The following is a 17,863-nucleotide window of genomic DNA, read 5'->3' as shown; positions in this document are numbered from 1 at the left end:
AATCAAACATCCAGTAGCGCGCGGGCAATGCTCTGCAGTTTACGGGTGAGCGGGCCAACCGGCCAGCTCAGCGCTGCATAAGCGCGCACAGGCCAGACGCCATACACGCTATTGCACACAAAGACTTCGTCGGCCCGCTGCAAGTGCTCTAGCCCCAAGTCCGCGACCTGCACGGCGATGCCCAGGGACTCGGCTTGGAACAGTAACTCGGCGCGCATCACACCGGCCACGCCGCAACGGCTCAGGTCCGGCGTCAACAGCACAGCATCACGTACCAGGAACAGATTGCTGAACACCCCTTCGATCAGACGACCCGAAGTGTCGAGCATCAGGCCTTCGGCGTGCTCGGCGTCCTGCCATTCGGCGCGGGCGATGACTTGTTCGAGGCGATTGAGGTGCTTGAGGCCGGCCAGCAAGGGTTGCTCGGCCAACCGGGTGGTACAGGGGAATAGGCGCACGCCGTGCTGCGCGTGAGCAGAGGGATAGACGGCGGGCGGGTTGCCTTGCAGGATCCGCCGAGGCTGGGCGCCGGGCGGCGCGGCATAACCGCGCAGGCTATCGCCGCGGGTGAGGATCAGCTTGAGCACGCCCTCCCCCAGCACCGCCGCGTAGGCCAGCAGTTCACTGCGGATCAGCGCCGCATCGGCGTTGATGCCCAGGCGTGAACAGCCTTCGGCCAACCGCAGCAAGTGCCGCTCCAGCAACACGGGCCGACCGCCCTTGACGGCGACGGTTTCAAACAACCCGTCGCCGTAGGCCAGGCCACGATCCTTGAGTGGCAGAGCGCTTTCGGGCTGACCGTCAACCCAGCTGTGCATCAGTCAACGAACCGGCGGAACACCAGGGAGCCATTGGTGCCGCCAAAGCCGAACGAGTTGGACAACACCACATCAATGGGCATGCGCCGCGCTTCGTGGGGCACGAAGTCGAGGTCGCAACCTTCGTCCGGTTCGTCCAGGTTGATGGTGGGCGGCGCGATCTGGTCGTTGATCGCCTTCACACTGAAGATCGCCTCGATCGCGCCCGCGGCACCAAGCAAATGGCCGGTCATGGACTTGGTCGAGCTGACCGCCAGTTTGTAGGCGTGCTCGCCGAACACCGACTTGATCGCCTGCACTTCCGCCAGGTCACCCGCCGAGGTGGAGGTGCCGTGGGCGTTGATATAGTCCACGTCTTGCGGGGCAATCCCGGCATCGCGCAGTGCATTGCTCATGCAGCGCGCGGCGCCCGCGCCATCGGCCGAAGGCGACGTCATGTGGTACGCGTCGCCGCTCATGCCAAAGCCAATCAACTCGGCATAAATGGTCGCGCCACGCGCCTTGGCGTGCTCCAGCTCTTCGAGTACCAGCGCACCGGCGCCATCGGATAGGACAAAGCCATCACGACCCTTGTCCCAAGGGCGGCTCGCGCGGGCTGGCTCGTCATTGCGGGTCGACAAGGCACGCGCCGCGCCAAAACCGCCCATGCCCAAGCCACAGGCCGCCATCTCAGCGCCGCCGGCGATCATCACATCCGCTTCACCGTAGGCGATGTTGCGTGCAGCCATACCGATGCAATGCGTACCCGTGGTGCAAGCCGTGGAAATAGCGTAGTTCGGCCCCTGAGTGCCCAAGTGGATGGACAGGAAACCGGAGATCATATTGATGATCGAGCCAGGCACGAAGAAAGGAGAGATCCGGCGCGGCCCCTGCTCATGCAGGGTGCGGCTGGTTTCTTCGATATTAGTCAGGCCGCCAATACCCGAGCCCATGGCCACGCCAATGCGCTCGCGGTTAGCGTCGGTAACTTCCAGGCCCGCATGGTTGACTGCCTGGAAACCAGCGGCCAGGCCATACTGGATGAACAGGTCGAGCTTGCGCGCTTCCTTGGCCGACAGGTATTGCTCGACATCGAAGTTCTTTACCGAGCCGCCAAAACGGGTGGAATAGGCAGAAAGGTCCGTGTGTTCGATCGGACCAATGCCACTGCGGCTGGCCAGAATGCCTTGCCAACTGCTCGAAACATCCGTGCCCAATGGCGACAACATACCCATACCGGTGACTACGACGCGTCTACGCGACACAGCACTCTCCTTTTTCTAATGACGACACTTTTGTATCAGGCCTAAAGAAAAAACCGCACGCCGTGATGGCAGTGCGGTTTTTCCATGACAGCTAGCAACGACTACAAACGATTAAGCCTGGTGGCTAGTAACGTAGTCGATGGCCGCTTGAACGGTAGTGATTTTTTCAGCTTCTTCGTCAGGGATTTCGGTCTCGAATTCCTCTTCCAGAGCCATCACCAGCTCAACGGTGTCAAGGGAGTCGGCACCCAGGTCTTCTACGAAGGAAGAATCGTTCTTCACTTCGTCTTCTTTAACGCCCAGTTGCTCGGCAACGATTTTCTTGACGCGCTCTTCGATGGTGCTCATACCTTGTTTTCACTCCTAATGGACAAATTCAGGCAGCTGGCCAGTGGGTAAGTGTATAGAAAGACTTTTCAGCTTTTCAACTGAAAGCTTCACTCCTCAAACCCTGCGACCATCTGCCTATAAATAGATTGCAGCTTTATAACGGATTTTAGACAGCTCGTATGACATTTTTTTGAAGCGATCCGTCACATTTAACTCATGTACATGCCGCCATTCACCGGGATTGTAGCCCCAGTCACGTAAGCAGCACCATCCGAAGCCAGAAAAGCGACCACTTGCGCGATCTCTTGAGCTTGCCCCAGACGGCCCAGGGGGATTTGCGCCTGCAAAGCCTCACGTTGCGCTTCTGGCAGCTCGCGGGTCATATCGGTGTCGATGAACCCCGGAGCCACTGCGTTGACCGTGATCGAACGCGACCCCAACTCCCGCGCCAGCGAGCGCGTGAAACCTTCCAGCCCCGACTTGGCGGCCGCGTAGTTTACTTGGCCCGCGTTGCCCATGGCACCCACAACCGAGCCAATACTGATAATTCGCCCCCAGCGTGCCTTGGTCATACCGCGCAGAACACCCTTGGACAGACGAAAGAGACTGTTCAAGTTGGTATCGATGACATCGTTCCACTCGTCATCTTTCATGCGCATCATCAGGTTATCGCGGGTGATACCGGCATTATTGACCAAGATCTCCGGCGCACCGAACTGCACCTGAATGCTCGCCAACACGGCGGCAACGGACTCATTGCTGGTCACATTCAACTCCAGACCAGTACCTTGGACGCCGTTTTCCTTCAGGGTCTGAGCAATGCGCTCGGCGCCCGAAGCAGTGGTTGCCGTGCCGATCACTACAGCGCCCAGACGCCCCAGCTCAAGCGCAATGGCCTGGCCAATACCACGGCTAGCGCCGGTCACCAATGCAACTTTACCTTGCAGACTCATGCAGGCTTCTCCTGATTCAAGCCAACGCTGCGCGAGCGGCAGCGAAAGCGTCGGGTGTATTGAGGTTTGCAGTCGAAACGCCTTCAGCGCAACGCTTGTTCAAGCCGGCGAGCACTTTGCCTGGACCGCATTCGACCAATTGGGTGGCGCCCTTAGCGGCCAGTGCCTGCACCGATTCCACCCAACGCACAGGCTTGTACAACTGTTCCAGAAGATCGCGCTTGAGGGTGTCCAGGTCTGCGGCAACCGCGGCGCTGACGTTTTGCACCACGGGGATCTGCGGCACCTGCCAATCAATGGCAGCGACGGACTCGGCAAACCGCTCGGCCGCCGGGCGCATCAGTTCGCAATGGGACGGGACGCTGACCGGCAACGGCATCGCGCGCTTGGCACCACGCGCCTTGCAGCCTTCGATGGCGCGCTCGACCGCAGCCTTGGCACCTGCGATGACGACCTGGCCCGGGGAATTGAAGTTGACCGCGCTAACCACTTCGCCCTGCGCCGCTTCGGCACAGGCTGTCAGCACATCGGCGTCTTCCAGGCCCAGAATCGCAGCCATGCCACCCTGCCCGGCCGGTACGGCCTCTTGCATCAACTGGCCGCGACGCTCCACCAACTTGGCAGCTTCGCCAAGGCTCAGGCTACCGGCCGCAACCAATGCACTGTATTCACCCAGGCTGTGGCCGGCGACGTAAGCCGGGCGCGCGCCACCTTCAGCCAACCACAAGCGCCACAAAGCGATGGACGCGGTGAGGATCGCTGGCTGGGTTTTGTCGGTCTGATTGAGCAGTTCTTCCGGCCCCTGCTGGGTCAACGCCCACAGGTCATAGCCCAGAGCATCGGAAGCCTCCTTGAAGGTTTCCAGAACCAGCGGATATTGCGCGCCAAGCTCGGCCAGCATGCCGAGGGATTGCGAACCCTGTCCGGGAAAGACGAATGCGAGGGAGGTAGACATGAAACAAGCCCCTAATGATCTTGTCGTCGAAGAATTGGCGCCACTTACTGTAGGCGCGAGAAACTGACAATTGGATGGCAATTTGAATCCAGCGGTCACATCGCCCCGCTGGCCTACGAAAAGCCGCTAAGGCAACAGCGCCTCCAAACGACCGTGCAAGCGCTCGGGCAGGTTCTCCTGAATCTCGATCAAGGCTCGCTGAATCGCACTTTGGAAACCCTGCACACCGGCCGAACCATGGCTTTTCACCACGATGCCCTGCAACCCCAAGAAACTGGCGCCATTGTGCCGCGCCGGGGCCAAGTCTTGCTGCAAGCGCCGCATCAATGGCATTGCCAAGGCTCCAACCATGCGCGACAGCAAGCCTTGCCTGAACAGCGCCTCGATGCGAGCCGCGATCATGGTGGCCAGGCCTTCGCTGGACTTGAGCAGGATGTTGCCGACAAAACCGTCGCACACCACCACATCGGCCTCGCCACGGTACAAACCGTCGCCTTCGACAAAGCCGATGTAGTTCAGGCCCGGGGCAGCCTGCAACAAGGTCGCGGCCAGCTTGACCTGTTGGTTGCCCTTGATGTCCTCAGTGCCGATGTTCAGCAACGCCACCCGCGGACGCACTACACCTAAAGCTTCGGCTGCCACCGACCCCATGATGGCGAATTGCAGCAGATGCTCGGCACTGCAATCCACATTCGCCCCAAGGTCCAGCAACTGGCAATAACCCGCCTGGGTCGGGATAGCCGCAACCATTGCCGGGCGATCAATGCCCGGCAGGGTCTTGAGCACGTGCCGCGCCAACGCCATCAACGCCCCGGTATTGCCAGCACTGACACAGGCCTGCACCTTGCCATCGCGCAGCAATTGCAACGCCACCCGCATGGAAGAGTCGGGCTTGCCACGCAATGCCTGCGACGGCTTCTCGTCCATGGCAATCACCTGCGTTGCCGGGATGATTTCCAGGCGAGCACGATCCACAGCCGAATGGCCAGCAATCATTTCTTCAAGGAGGGAGGGTTGACCGACGAGGGCCAGATGCAACGATGGCGTAGCAGACAGACAAGCAAGGCTGGCCTGGACAATGCTGCGGGGACCGAAGTCCCCGCCCATTGCGTCAATCGCGATGACTTGAGCGGACAAGGATTACTCGTCAGCGCCCTTGTCGATCACTTTACGGCCACGGTATACGCCTTCTGGCGATACGTGGTGACGCAGGTGAACTTCACCCGTGGTTTTTTCTACAGACAGGGTGCTAGCCTCGAGAGCGTCGTGGGAACGACGCATGTCGCGGGCGGAGCGGGATTTTTTGTTCTGCTGAACAGCCATAATTGATTAACTCCTAAACGTTTGGGTCACGCTTTAACTGCGCCAATACACTGAACGGGTTGGACCGCGTTACCTCGTCCTCGCTCGGTTCGGGCTCATCGAGACCCGCCGGCTGCTGGCATTCTTCCGGATGATGAGCAGGCACAATGGGCAAGGCGAGCAAAAGCTCCTCCTCGATCAGTGACTGCAGATCCAAAGGATCTTCGCCCAGTTCCAGCACGTCATAACCTTTCGGCAACGACTGGGTATTCGCACCCTCTTTCACCACGGCATAACTGCACTCGCTGTGGATCGGCAGGGTGACCAGCTCAAGACAACGCTGGCAAACCATTTTGACTTCGGTGTCGATAAAGCTGTGGATAACCACAGATTTACGTTCATCTCGCTCAAATACGAATTTGGCCTGCACCGTACCGACAGTGTCGGAAAGCGGGTCGCAGAGTCTCTCCAAATCGGCCAGCAGCACCTCACCTTGAAGGGTGGTGCCACGATCAGCCAATTTGCGCGGGTCAACGTGAGGTGGAATCGGGTCATTCAACATAGGCGCAGCATTATAGGGATGCCCCCAGCCATGTCAAAGGAAATTCAGCCCTGTGCGTCACTTGCCAGCCTGGCTAGAATTGCCAACCACTTTCTGGAGAACCGCATGCTGCCTTTATTACTTGCCTCAAGCTCGCTCTACCGCCGCCAATTGCTCGAGCGGTTACACCTTGAGTTCAGTTGCAGTTCGCCGGATATCGACGAAAGCCACCGCCCCGGCGAAGCCGCGACAGACTTGGTCAAGCGCCTCGCCCAGGAAAAAGCCCAAGCCCTCGCCACCCGCCACGATGCCCACCTGATAATCGGCTCCGACCAGGTCGCCGTACTCGATGGCCGCATCATCGGCAAGCCCCACACCTTCGAGAACGCCCGCGCACAACTGCTGGCCGCCAGCGGTAGCCGTGTGACCTTCCTCACCGGCCTGGCCCTGCTCAACAGCCAGACAGGCCACTGCCAGGTCGATTGCATCCCCTTTACCGTGCACATGCGCCACCTCGATGCGCCACGCATCGAGCGTTACTTGCGCACCGAGCAACCCTACGACTGCGCCGGCAGCTTCAAAGCTGAAGGCCTAGGGGTCAGCCTGTTCCAGAGCACCGAAGGGCCGGATGCCACCAGCCTGGTCGGCCTACCGCTGATTCGCTTGGTAGACATGCTACTGACCGAAGGCGTGCAGATCCCCTGAAGCAAAAATGGGAGCGAGCCTGCTCGCGATGGCGGCACTTCACAGGCACTGGCCGTGATACCACTGTCGCGAGCAGGGTCGCCCCCACTTGAATGACTGCGCTTAGCGCAAGGCTGGTCCCTGGAAGCCCATCCACATCGCCATCTGCTGCGCAATGCTGGCACCGAGCTTTTTCGAGAAGCGATCAAAGGGCGATTCCTGGACGGTGAAATCGACCAGCTCCTTCTCCTTGATGACATCCCGCGCCACCGAACTGGCGCTGCCCAGACCATCGATCAACCCCAACGGCAACGCCTGCTCGCCGGACCACACGAGGCCGGAAAACAACTCCGGATGTTCCTTGTCCTTCAAGCGCTCGCCACGGCCCTGCTTGACGCTGGCAATGAACTGGCGGTGCGTGGTGTCCAGCACGCCTTGCCAGAACTGCGTCTCTTCAGGCTTTTGCGGCTGGAACGGGTCCAGGAAAGACTTATGCTCGCCCGAGGTGTAGGTGCGCCGCTCGACGCCCAGCTTCTCCATGGTGCCGACAAAGCCGTAGCCCGCCGCTGTCACCCCAATGGAGCCGACCAGGCTGGCCTTGTCGGCGTAGATCTGGTCCGCCGCGCTGGCGATGTAATAGGCGCCGGAAGCGCCCAGGTCCGAAATCACCGCATAAACTTTGGTTTTTGGATACAGAGCACGCAAACGGAGGATCTCGTCGTAGACATAACCGGACTGCACCGGGCTGCCGCCAGGACTGTTGATGCGCAGCACCACACCCTTGACCTTCGGGTCCTCGAACGCAGCACGCAGGCTGGCGACGATGTTATCGGCGCTGGCCGCTTCCTTGTCGGCAATCACCCCAACCACATCGATCAGCGCGGTGTAGCCAGGGCCGCGGGCGGCGCTCTTTTCCATGTCCATCAGGGGCGAAAACAGCACCAACGCCAGCATCAGGTACACAAAGGTCAGCAGCTTGAAGAAAATCCCCCAGCGCCGCGAGCGGCGCTGCTCCTGCACACCCGCCAGGAGAGTGTTCTCCAGCAGTTTCCAGCTCTTGTCTTCACCGGCCTCGGCGCCTGCCTTAACGGGTTCCTTCCATTCATTGCTCATGCCATCTACCCCAAGCCACTACTTAATGGGTGCGCCCCGGCCTAGCCAGTCGCGCAACTCGCAGAAACGATCGATCACCCACCGCGGCTCGAAGGTGCGCAAAGCCTCCACCGATTGGGCTCCATAGCTGACCGCCACCGAATCCATCCCCGCATTGCGCGCCATCAGCAGGTCGAACGAAGAGTCCCCCACCATCAACGCCTGCCCGGCCGGAACACGGCAATGGGCAAGGATTTCCTCAAGCATCAAAGGATGGGGCTTGCTCGCGGTTTCATCCGCGGCCCGGGAGATGTCGAAAAAATCTTCCCAGCCATGAGCCTTGAGCACGCGATCCAGGCCTCGGCGCGCCTTGCCGGTGGCCACCGCCAAGTGATAGCCGTCGCGCCGAAAGCCCTCCAGCGACTCCACCACACCTGCAAACAAAGGCGAAGGCTCGGCCTCAAGGGCTATGTAGTGATCTGCGTAATGCTGCCGAAACGCCAGCAGCTCGACGTCGCCGATCTGCGGGTACAGGGTGCGAATCGCCTCGGGCAAGCCCAGGCCAATAATCCCCTTGACCGCCTCGTCGCTGCACAGCGGCAGGGACGAACGGGTGGAAGCCACATGCATGGCCTCGACAATCCGACCAACGGAGTCGGCTAGGGTGCCATCCCAATCGAAGATCAGCAGCTTGTAGTCAGCTTGCACTCAGGCGCTCCACGGTCTTGGCCCACATCTCGTCGACCGGCGCCTGCAACTTGAGCTCGCCACCATCGGGCAACGGCACTGTCAGCATGTAGGCATGCAGGAACAGGCGCTTGCCGCCCAAGTCGCGGATTTCCTTGCTGAACTCTTCATCGCCGTACTTGCTGTCACCGGCGATGCAATGCCCGGCGTGCAGCGTGTGGACGCGAATCTGGTGAGTCCGGCCGGTCACAGGCTTGGCTTCGACCATGGTGGCGAAGTCGCCGAAACGGCGCAGCACCTTGAACAGGGTCAGCGCCTCTTTGCCCTCCTCGTCCACTTCCACCATGCGCTCGCCGGAACGCAGGTTGCTCTTCTGCAACGGCGCCCGCACTTGCTTGATGGACGTCGCCCAGTTGCCGCGTACCAGCGCCATGTAGCGTTTGTCCACGCCATCGCCGCGCAATGCCGCGTGCAAGTGCCGCAGCATGCTGCGCTTCTTCGCGATCATCAGCAGGCCGGAGGTGTCGCGGTCGAGGCGGTGCACCAGCTCCAGCTCCTTGGTGTCCGGGCGCAACTGACGAAAGGCCTCGATCACGCCGAAATTCAAGCCACTGCCACCGTGCACGGCAATGCCAGCAGGCTTATTAATGACAATCAGGGCCTTGTCTTCAAAGACAATCGAGGCTTCCAGGCGCTGCAACAGTCCCTGGGCCAAAGGCACCGGCTCGTCGCGCTCAGGCACGCGCACAGGCGGCACACGGACGATATCGCCGGCTTGCAACTTGTACTCGGGCTTGATCCGGCCCTTGTTCACCCGCACTTCGCCTTTACGCAAAATGCGATAAATCAAGGTCTTGGGCACGCCTTTGAGACGGGCAAGCAGGAAGTTATCGATACGTTGGCCGGCATATTCCGGCGAGACCTCAAGCAGCTGGACGCTGGGGGTCGGGGGGGCAGTAGTCGTCATGCCGCGAATGATAACAATTTTTTATGGATTTGAAGCACTTAATGATTGCTGCTATAGTCGCGAACGCCGCCAAAAGCGGCCTGGGCAGCGCATATACGGTCAACCACCGGCCCTGACCAACGCAATTCATCAGGACGCGAGGCCGTCCTACGGGGCTTTCGCCACTTACAGGCAAGGTTCGCGGGTGTAACAAGCGCAGGTGACATGAGGCCTGAAGCGAGCGTGAGAAGCAGAGTCATTACTCGCCTTTTACGCCGATATTCACGGCCAGTTCACAAAGTGCAGTCAGTCGCGAATGAACCTTGGCGAAGGCTTCGGAAACAACGCCTAAATTAGCCATGATGCGTGACCTCCCCTTTCGGAGCTCACGGTAAATGCCAACCCGCTGCGGATTCTGCGCGCGGCAGCACCCGAATTATCAGGGATACGTGTAGGGTGGAGATGCACAACCGTCGGACCGTGTAGCACTAGGCTTATATTTAGACGCTTCATCTCGTCCACATCCGCCGGTTGATTCCTCCTCCTGACTGAGTGCTTAAGTAGCCACAGCAAGCAGGACGCGTAAGTCGCGACTTCGCCCCCTTTGGACGAACCTCGCCAGACACGGGAGTGGCCAACCACTCCTGACGCACCTGACACCGACCGTGAGAAGTCGTGTGTGCCGAACGCCGTTTCCGGCAGCCCGGAAACCGACGGTACTACATGAAAAGAATGCTGATTAACGCAACTCAACCCGAAGAGTTGCGTGTTGCACTGGTAGACGGCCAGCGCCTCTACGACCTGGACATCGAGTCCGGTGCACGCGAGCAGAAGAAGGCCAACATCTATAAAGGCCGGATTACTCGCATCGAACCAAGCCTTGAGGCTGCCTTTGTCGATTTTGGCTCTGAGCGCCACGGCTTCCTGCCCCTCAAAGAAATCTCCCGCGAATACTTCAAGAAAGCCCCCGAAGGCCGCGTCAACATCAAGGACGTCCTGAGCGAAGGCCAGGAAGTCATCGTCCAGGTCGAGAAAGAAGAACGTGGCAACAAGGGCGCAGCCCTGACCACCTTCATCAGCCTGGCCGGTCGTTATCTGGTACTGATGCCGAACAACCCGCGTGCCGGCGGCATCTCGCGCCGCATCGAAGGCGAAGAGCGCAACGAACTGCGCGAAGCCCTCAACGGTCTCGTGGCGCCTGCCGACATGGGCCTGATCGTGCGCACTGCCGGCCTTGGCCGCAGCAGCGAAGAAATGCAGTGGGACCTCGACTACCTGCTGCAACTGTGGACCGCCATCAAAGAAGCGTCCCTGGATCGCTCCGCGCCGTTCCTGATCTACCAGGAAAGCAACGTCATCATCCGCGCGATCCGCGATTACCTGCGCCAGGACATCGGCGAAGTGCTGATCGACAGCGTTGAAGCCCAGGACGAGGCCCTGACTTTCATCCGCCAGGTGATGCCGCAGTACGCCAGCAAGATCAAGCTGTACGAAGACAGCGTGCCGCTGTTCAACCGCTTCCAGATCGAAAGCCAGATCGAAACCGCATTCCAGCGCGTCGTCGAACTGCCGTCCGGCGGCTCCATCGTCATCGATCCGACCGAAGCCCTGGTGTCCATCGACATCAACTCGGCGCGCGCCACCAAAGGCAGCGACATCGAAGAAACCGCCCTGCAGACCAACCTGGAAGCGGCTGAGGAAATCGCCCGCCAACTGCGTCTGCGCGACATTGGCGGCCTGATCGTGATCGACTTCATCGACATGACTCCGGCCAAGAACCAGCGCGCCGTGGAAGAAAAAGTCCGCGAATGCCTGGAAGCCGACCGCGCCCGCGTCCAAGTGGGCCGCATCTCGCGCTTCGGCCTGCTGGAAATGTCCCGTCAGCGCCTGCGTCCGTCCCTGGGCGAAAGCAGCGGCATCGTTTGCCCACGCTGCAACGGCACCGGCATCATCCGTGACGTCGAATCGCTGTCCCTGGCGATCCTGCGCCTGATCGAAGAAGAAGCCCTGAAAGACCGCACCGCCGAAGTCCGCGCGCAGGTGCCGATCCCGGTCGCAGCCTTCCTGCTCAACGAAAAACGCAACTCGATCACCAAGATCGAACTGCGCACCCGTGCCCGCATCGTCATCCTGCCGAACGATCACCTCGAGACGCCGCACTTTGAAGTGCAGCGCCTGCGTGATGACAGCCCGGAAGCCCACATCAACCAGTCCAGCTACGAAATCGCCGCTGCCGCTGCCGAAGTGGAAGAAGTGCAACCGGCTGCCGCTACCCGCACCCTGGTTCGCCAGGAAGCCGCCGTGAAAACCGCGCCGGCCCGTGCCAACGCACCAGTACCGAGCGAAGCCGTCGCCGCCCCGGTCGCACCGGCCGTCGTGCCTGAGCCGAGCCTGTTCAAGGGCCTGGTCAAGTCCCTGGTCAGCCTGTTCGCTACCAAGGAAGAGCCTGCCGCACCGGTCGTGGTCGAGAAACCGGCCAGCGAGCGCCCTGCCCGCAACGAAGAACGTCGTAACGGTCGCCAGCAAAGCCGCAACCGCAACGGCCGCCGCGACGAAGAACGCAAGCCCCGTGAAGAACGTGCCCCTCGCGAAGAACGCGCACCGCGCGAACCCCGTGAGCCACGTGAAGACCGCGCGCCACGCGAAGCCCGTGAAGATACCCCGGCAGTCGCCCGCGAAGAACGCGCCCCGCGCCCACCTCGCGAAGAACGCACCCCTCGCGCCCCACGCGAAGACCGCAAGCCTCGCGGCGAGCGTGAAGAGCGCCCGGTACGTGAACTGCGCGAGCCCCTGGACGCCGCTCCAGCTGCTGCTGCCGCCGTTGCAGCCGTGAGTGAAGAGCGCCCGGCCCGCCAACCACGGGAAGAGCGCGCACCGCGCCCACCACGTGAAGAGCGCCAGCCACGTGCCGAAGAGGCCGTAGCCGCCGTTGCCGAAGAAGAACTGCTGCCTAATGAAGAGCAACTGCAGGACGACGGTCAGGACGGCGCCGAAGGCGATCGCCCACGCCGCCGCTCCCGTGGCCAGCGTCGTCGCAGCAACCGTCGCGAGCGTCAGCGTGATGCCAACGGCAACGTGATCGAAGGCTCGGAAGAGTCCGAGAACGGCGAAGAACCAAGCAGCGCCGACCTGGCTGCCGGCCTGGCCGTCACTGCCGCCGTGGCCAGCACCGTCATCAGCGCCCCGGCCGAAGCCCAGGCACACCAGCAAGCCGAACGCGCCACCGCTGCCATCGAAGACGCGCCGCAGGTCGAAGCGCCCGCCGTTGAAGCGACCACGCCCGTAGCAGCGCCCGTCGTGGCTGAAGTGGAAGTAGCCGCCGAGCCTCAGGCCGAACCTGAAGCCGTGGCCATCGCAGAGCCGGCTGCGGCCGGTATCGAAGCCTTGGCCCAAGTGCCAGTGGCAGAAGCCGCACCAGAGCCGGTTCGTGAAGAACAGACCGCGTTCAACTGGACCTCGGAGCCTGCTGTAGTCGAAGCCCCAGCCCCAGTGGCCGAAGTAGTGGTTGCCGAGCCTGTTGCTGAGCCGGCGCCAGCCGTCGAAGCCGCAGTCGAAGCGCCAGTGGTTGCCGAAGCCGCCGCGCCGGTCGCCGACGTGGCCCCAGCCGTGGTACTCAGCGAAAACGGCCGTGCGCCGAACGACCCACGTGAAGTGCGTCGCCGCAAGCGTGAAGCCGAGCGTCTGCAGAAGGAAGCCGAACTGGCTAGCGCTGCTGCGCCTGCTGCCGTGGAAGCGGCGCCGGTTGCCGAAGTGGTCGAGGCGCCAGCCCAGGCTAGCGAAGTGGCCGCCGAGCCTGCCATCGACGAAAACCTGCGTAGCGTCGAAGAAGTGGTCGAGCACAACCCGCAAGCCCTGGAAGCAGAACACGAGCCTAAACCCCTCGCCTGACGCCAACAGCTGTTGAAAAGCCCCGCCTGAGCAATCAGGCGGGGCTTTTTTATGGTTCAGAACACCAAGGCCTGCGGCTCGTCCACGTCCCACAGCACGCCCAGATCCGGCACCGCCACCTCGGCCACCCGCGCCGAAGCGAACAGGCGCTTGGCCCCACGGTCCCCACTCAGCCCCGCCAATGTCGCACCGAACCCTGCGCCAAACCCCACCGGGTGCCCGCGCTCGCCCTGATGCAGCGGCACCGCGATGCTGTCCGGCATCAACGCGGCAGCCACCTGCTCGATGCTCGCGGGCAACACAAATGGCATGTCCCCCAACACCAGCAACCAACCGCCCGCAGAAGGCCCGAGAGCGACCGCCGCAGCGATGCTATCGCCCATACCGCCCGGCTCGACGATCAGCACCTGGCAGCCATAGGCCCGCGCCAGGCTGGCCACTCCGGGGCGATCCGCCGTGGTCACCAGCAGCCGGCGCGTGAACTGCGCCGGCAGGTTGCGCAGCACCTGCTCGATCACCGGCCGACGATGGCCATCACGGCCGACACAAGGGGCCAGCAACTTGTCCTGCCCCGCCCCCGCCACCTCGCGAAAGCGCCTGCCCTGCCCGGCCGCCAGCACCACCACCAAAGGCGTCACGCTGCCGCCTCGTCCGCTCGCCGCATGCCGGCCTGGGCCACGCCGTTTTTGTGGGCGACGATTTGCGCCAGCAGCGACAGGGCGATCTCCGCTGGCGTGTGGCTGGCGATGTACAAGCCGATCGGCCCATGCAAGCGCTCGATGGCGGCGCCGGGCAAGCCCAGTTGGGCGAGGTTTTCCCGGCGTTTGCGGCTGTTGGCCCGCGAGCCGAGCGCGCCCACATAGAAAGCCCGGGACTCCAGCGCCGTGAGCAAGGCCATGTCGTCCAGGCGCGGGTCGTGGGTCAGGGCGACGATGGCAGTGCGTTCGTCGGTGTGGATGTTGAGCACCGCGTCATCCGGCATGCCCGCGACGAACCGCCCATGGGCCTCGTCCCAGCCGTGGCTGAACTCTTCGCGCGGGTCGCAGACCAGCACCTCGAAATCCAGCAACCGCGCCATCTGCGCCACATAGCGCGAGAGCTGCCCGGCGCCGATCAGCAGCAAGCGCCAGCGCGGGCCGTAGATCGCGCGCAAGGTGCGCCCATCGAAACTCAGGCTGTCGGCCCGCCCCGCCGCCAGCAACGTCACCCGGCCTGTGGCCAGGTCCAGCTCGCGGGCGACGATTTCGTGGGCCGCGCAGCGCTCCAGCAGTTGCGCGACCCAGGCCGGGTCGTCGAGCCGTTCCTGGGCCAGGCGCAAGGTGCCGCCACAGGGCAGGCCGAAACGGGCCGCCTCGTCGCGGCTGACGCCATAGGTCAGCAGCTCCACGGGCGGGCCGCTCGCCGCCAGGCGTCCGTCATGCAGGCGTGCGATCAGGTCGTCTTCGATGCAGCCGCCGGACACCGAGCCGATCACCACGCCATCATCGCGCAACGCCAGCATCGCCCCTGGCGGGCGGGGCGCGCTGCCCCAGGTCTGCACCACGCTGTAGAGCACCACCGCGCGGCCATCACGGCGCCATTGCAGCACGCTGCGCAACACGTTCAGGTCGACACTGTCCATCAGGCGCGCCATCCCTGGGCCTGTAAGCGCACCGGCAAGTTACGGATGCGCTTGCCGGTGGCGGCGAAAATCGCGTTGCACAGCGCCGGCGCGATGGGTGGCACCCCCGGCTCACCGACACCACCCAACGGCACCTCGCCGGGCGGGGTGACCAGGTGCACGGCGATTTCCCGAGGCGCCAGGGACATGCGCGCGATTTCGTACATATGGAAGTTGTCCTGCTGCACGCGGCCATCCTTGAAGCTGATTTCCCCCAGCACCGCGTTACCCAGGCCCATCACGCAGGCGCCCTCGAACTGCGAGCGGATGCGCTCGGGGTTGATCTGCGGGCCGCAATCGACGGCGATATCGGCCTTGTGCACGATCAAGGTGCCATCGTCCTGGACTTCCACTTCCAGCACCGCCGCCACGTAGGTGACGAAGCTGTAGTGCACCGCCAGCCCCAGCCCCCGGCCCCTGGGCAGTGGCCGGCCCCACCCGGCAGCCTTGGCCGCCACTTCCAGCACTTGGCGCAGGCGCCCGGTGTCGATGGGGTAGCGCTCGGGGGATTCGCCGTAGTTCCACTCTTCACTGAGGGTGCGCGGGTCGATCTGGCGGTCCGGGCCCAACAACTTGAGCTGGTATTTGAGCGGGTCCTGGCCGGCTTTATGGGCCAGTTCATCGACAAAGCTCTGGATGGCAAAGCCATGGGGGATGTTGGACACCGAGCGGTACCAGCCGACCCGGGTATGGGCCGCCGCCTCGGGGTTTTCCAGGCGCACGTTGGGGATCGCGTAGGCCATGTTGGTAAAGCCCATGCCCAGCTCGAACGCAGCCTCGTGGGCCATGCCTGGGGCGAACAGCGCGGTGATACTCGGCGCCACCGTGCGGTGCAACCAGCCCGACGGCAAGCCGTCCTTGTTCAGGCTGGCCTTGAGGTACTCGGCCGACACCGTGTGGAAGTAGGAAAAATGAATGTCGTCCTCGCGGGTCCACTGCACCCGCACCGCTGTGCCGGGGAAGGCCTTGGCCAGGATCGCCGCCTCTAGGATGAAATCCGGCTTGGATTTGCGGCCAAAGCCGCCGCCCAGCAGGGTGACGTTGACCCGCACCTGCTCAAAACCGATGCCCAGGCGTTCGGCAATGCGCTCGCGGGTCACCTGCGGTGCCTGGCTCGGCGCCCAGGCTTCGCAGTGGCCACCCTGGAAGCGGGCGATGGCCACCATCGGCTCCATCGGCGATTGCGCCAAGTGCGGCAAGTAGTAGGCGGCTTCCAGGCTGCTGTCAGCGCTGGCCATGGCCTGCTCGATGTCACCGCTGTTGCGCACCACTTTGCCGGGTTGGCGGGCGGCGGCTTCCAGCTCCTGGCGATAGGCGATGGAGTTGTAGCCGGCATTGGCGCCGTCGCCCCACTCGATTTTCAGCGCTTCGCGGCCCTTGATCGCGGCCCAGGTGTTACGGGCAATCACGGCGATACCGCCCAGGGGCTGGAACTCCGAGGGCAACGGCCGGCCCTCGATGGCCATGACTTTGATAACCCCGGGCACCTTGAGCGCCGCGCTGTCGTCCAGCGATTTGACCTTGCCGCCATACACCCGTGGCCGCGCCACGGTGGCGTAGAGCATGCCTTCAAAATGCACGTCGGCGCCGTAGATAGCCCGGCCGTTGACGATATCGGCGCCGTCGATGGCCCGCGTCGCCTCCTTGCCGATGTAGCGGTACTCGTCCGGGCCCTTGAGGCGCAGGCCATCACGCGGTGGCACGGGTAAGGCTGCGGCGGCGCAGGCCAATGCGCCGTAGCCCAGTTCGCGGCCACTGGGCGAGTGAATGACCTGGTGCAAGCGGGCCCGGCATTCGCCCACCGGCACCTGCCACTGGGCGGCGGCCGCCTGCTCCAGCATCGCCCGCGCCGCCGCCCCGCAACGGCGCATCGGCTCGAACCAATGGCGCATGCTGCGCGAACCATCGGTGTCCTGGTTGCCGAAGCGCGCTTCATCCCCCGGCGCCTGGGCCACGCTGACCCGCGCCCAGTCTGCTTCCAATTCGTCGGCCACCACCATGGCCAGGCTGGTGCGCACGCCTTGGCCCATTTCCGAGCGGTTGCACAGCACCGTGACCTGGCCGTCGGCGGCGATGCTCACGTACACCTTGGGGTCGTCTACCGCGCCGTGGGGCATGCCTTCGGCGCCGAACTTGGCTTCGTCGGCCAAGGCCTGCTGCCAGCCCCAACTGGCCGCCAGCACCAATGCGCCGGTGGCGCCGAGGCCTTTGAGGAAGCCGCGGCGGCTCAAGTTGCTCAGGGCAAAATCGCTGGGTAACGGGCTCATGCCTTGGCCTCCTGCAACCGGGCCACGGCCTGGTGGATGGCGGTCTTGATGCGGTTGTAGGTGCCGCAGCGGCACAAGTTGCCAAGCATGGCGTGTTCGATTTGTTCGTCGCTGGGGTTGGCCGTGGTTTTGAGCAACGCGGTGGCGGACATGATCTGCCCGCCCTGGCAGTAGCCGCATTGCGCCACCGCCACGTCGAGCCAGGCTTGCTGCACCACTTGGCCCACCGGGTCGTTGTGCAGGTTGTCGATGGTGCTGACGTTGCGCCCGGCCACCGAGCCGATGGGGGTGATGCAACTGCGCGCCGGGGCGCCGTCGATATGGACGGTGCAAGCACCGCACAGGCCCATGCCGCAACCGAATTTGGTGCCGCTGTAACCGATCACATCGCGGATGGCCCAGAGCAGGGGCATGTCTTCGGTGACGTCCAGGGGGTGGTCTTGACCGTTGAGTTTGAGTGTCATCATGGGCACGCCCGCCTTGTTTTTGGCTTTGG

General features: G+C 63.0%; 17 protein-coding genes. 2 read left to right on the top strand and 15 right to left on the bottom strand.

From position 1 onward, the window contains the following. Window positions 1-2: 2 nt before the first annotated feature. The 8 genes from pabC to AC19YT_RS15170 form a co-directional block, all read right to left on the bottom strand. A complete protein-coding gene (pabC, locus tag AC19YT_RS15205; RefSeq protein WP_500599138.1) occupies window positions 3-818 on the bottom strand; it encodes an aminodeoxychorismate lyase in 816 nt (271 codons plus the stop codon). Then, window positions 818-2,062, bottom strand: a complete 1,245-nt coding sequence (fabF, locus tag AC19YT_RS15200) for a beta-ketoacyl-ACP synthase II (RefSeq protein ID WP_095110844.1) — start codon at window positions 2,060-2,062, stop codon at window positions 818-820. The genes pabC and fabF overlap by 1 nt, the downstream gene beginning before the upstream one ends. A gap of 111 nt (window positions 2,063-2,173) precedes the next feature. Next, entirely contained in the window at window positions 2,174-2,410 is a 237-nt protein-coding gene (acpP, locus tag AC19YT_RS15195; protein WP_095110843.1) for an acyl carrier protein, read from the bottom strand. 191 nt (window positions 2,411-2,601) lie between these two features. Further along, window positions 2,602-3,345 (bottom strand): 3-oxoacyl-ACP reductase FabG, encoded by a 744-nt coding sequence (gene fabG / locus AC19YT_RS15190; RefSeq protein WP_095110842.1) that lies wholly within the window; start codon window positions 3,343-3,345, stop codon window positions 2,602-2,604. Window positions 3,346-3,361: 16 nt separating this feature from the next. Next, window positions 3,362-4,300, bottom strand: coding sequence for an ACP S-malonyltransferase (gene fabD, locus AC19YT_RS15185; RefSeq protein ID WP_500610542.1), 939 nt, complete (start codon window positions 4,298-4,300; stop codon window positions 3,362-3,364). 126 nt (window positions 4,301-4,426) lie between these two features. Then, window positions 4,427-5,437, bottom strand: coding sequence for a phosphate acyltransferase PlsX (gene plsX, locus AC19YT_RS15180; RefSeq protein WP_095110840.1), 1,011 nt, complete (start codon window positions 5,435-5,437; stop codon window positions 4,427-4,429). Window positions 5,438-5,440: 3 nt separating this feature from the next. Beyond that, window positions 5,441-5,623, bottom strand: a complete 183-nt coding sequence (gene rpmF, locus AC19YT_RS15175) for a 50S ribosomal protein L32 (RefSeq protein WP_003179396.1) — start codon at window positions 5,621-5,623, stop codon at window positions 5,441-5,443. Window positions 5,624-5,636: 13 nt separating this feature from the next. Continuing rightward, entirely contained in the window at window positions 5,637-6,164 is a 528-nt protein-coding gene (locus tag AC19YT_RS15170) for a YceD family protein (protein WP_017475815.1), read from the bottom strand. 105 nt (window positions 6,165-6,269) lie between these two features. Here AC19YT_RS15170 and AC19YT_RS15165 point away from each other — a divergent pair, with 105 nt between their 5' ends. Further along, on the top strand, window positions 6,270-6,848 hold the full coding sequence (locus AC19YT_RS15165) for a Maf family protein (protein ID WP_500599130.1): 579 nt from the start codon (window positions 6,270-6,272) through the stop codon (window positions 6,846-6,848). Between the two features lie 102 nt (window positions 6,849-6,950). Here the strand turns inward: AC19YT_RS15165 and AC19YT_RS15160 are convergent, their stop codons facing one another. From AC19YT_RS15160 to rluC, 3 genes are read right to left on the bottom strand one after another with little or no spacing between them, the layout of a single operon-like run. Continuing rightward, entirely contained in the window at window positions 6,951-7,940 is a 990-nt protein-coding gene (locus AC19YT_RS15160; RefSeq protein WP_095110838.1) for a S49 family peptidase, read from the bottom strand. Between the two features lie 18 nt (window positions 7,941-7,958). Continuing rightward, window positions 7,959-8,627 (bottom strand): HAD-IA family hydrolase, encoded by a 669-nt coding sequence (locus AC19YT_RS15155; RefSeq protein WP_500610541.1) that lies wholly within the window; start codon window positions 8,625-8,627, stop codon window positions 7,959-7,961. Further along, complete coding sequence (gene rluC / locus AC19YT_RS15150; protein ID WP_500599129.1) at window positions 8,617-9,573, bottom strand: 23S rRNA pseudouridine(955/2504/2580) synthase RluC; 957 nt, start codon at window positions 9,571-9,573, stop codon at window positions 8,617-8,619. The genes AC19YT_RS15155 and rluC overlap by 11 nt, the downstream gene beginning before the upstream one ends. Window positions 9,574-10,275: 702 nt before the next feature. Here rluC and rne point away from each other — a divergent pair. Then, window positions 10,276-13,440 carry a ribonuclease E gene (gene rne, locus AC19YT_RS15145; RefSeq protein WP_500610540.1) on the top strand — a complete coding sequence of 1,055 codons (3,165 nt, stop codon included), beginning with the start codon at window positions 10,276-10,278 and terminating at the stop codon, window positions 13,438-13,440. 56 nt (window positions 13,441-13,496) lie between these two features. On the opposite strand, the gene AC19YT_RS15140 is transcribed toward rne, so the two are convergent. Genes AC19YT_RS15140 through AC19YT_RS15125 form a run of 4 tightly spaced genes read right to left on the bottom strand, consistent with a single transcriptional unit; the run spans window position 13,497 to window position 17,834 of the window. Next, window positions 13,497-14,078: a nucleotidyltransferase family protein gene (locus AC19YT_RS15140; protein WP_500610539.1), complete on the bottom strand. Its 582-nt coding sequence runs from the start codon at window positions 14,076-14,078 to the stop codon at window positions 13,497-13,499. Next, entirely contained in the window at window positions 14,075-15,061 is a 987-nt protein-coding gene (locus tag AC19YT_RS15135) for an XdhC family protein (protein WP_095110891.1), read from the bottom strand. Before AC19YT_RS15135 ends, AC19YT_RS15140 begins: the two co-directional genes overlap by 4 nt. Next, a complete protein-coding gene (locus AC19YT_RS15130) occupies window positions 15,061-17,367 on the bottom strand; it encodes a xanthine dehydrogenase family protein molybdopterin-binding subunit (RefSeq protein WP_500610538.1) in 2,307 nt (768 codons plus the stop codon). Before AC19YT_RS15130 ends, AC19YT_RS15135 begins: the two co-directional genes overlap by 1 nt. Beyond that, entirely contained in the window at window positions 17,364-17,834 is a 471-nt protein-coding gene (locus AC19YT_RS15125) for a (2Fe-2S)-binding protein (protein ID WP_500610537.1), read from the bottom strand. Before AC19YT_RS15125 ends, AC19YT_RS15130 begins: the two co-directional genes overlap by 4 nt. Window positions 17,835-17,863: the final 29 nt, after the last annotated feature.

This window comes from Pseudomonas sp. MF08875 (genome assembly GCF_059862525.1).
Note: the sequence above shows the minus strand (reverse complement) of the source record. Positions and strands in the feature narration are given on the sequence as shown.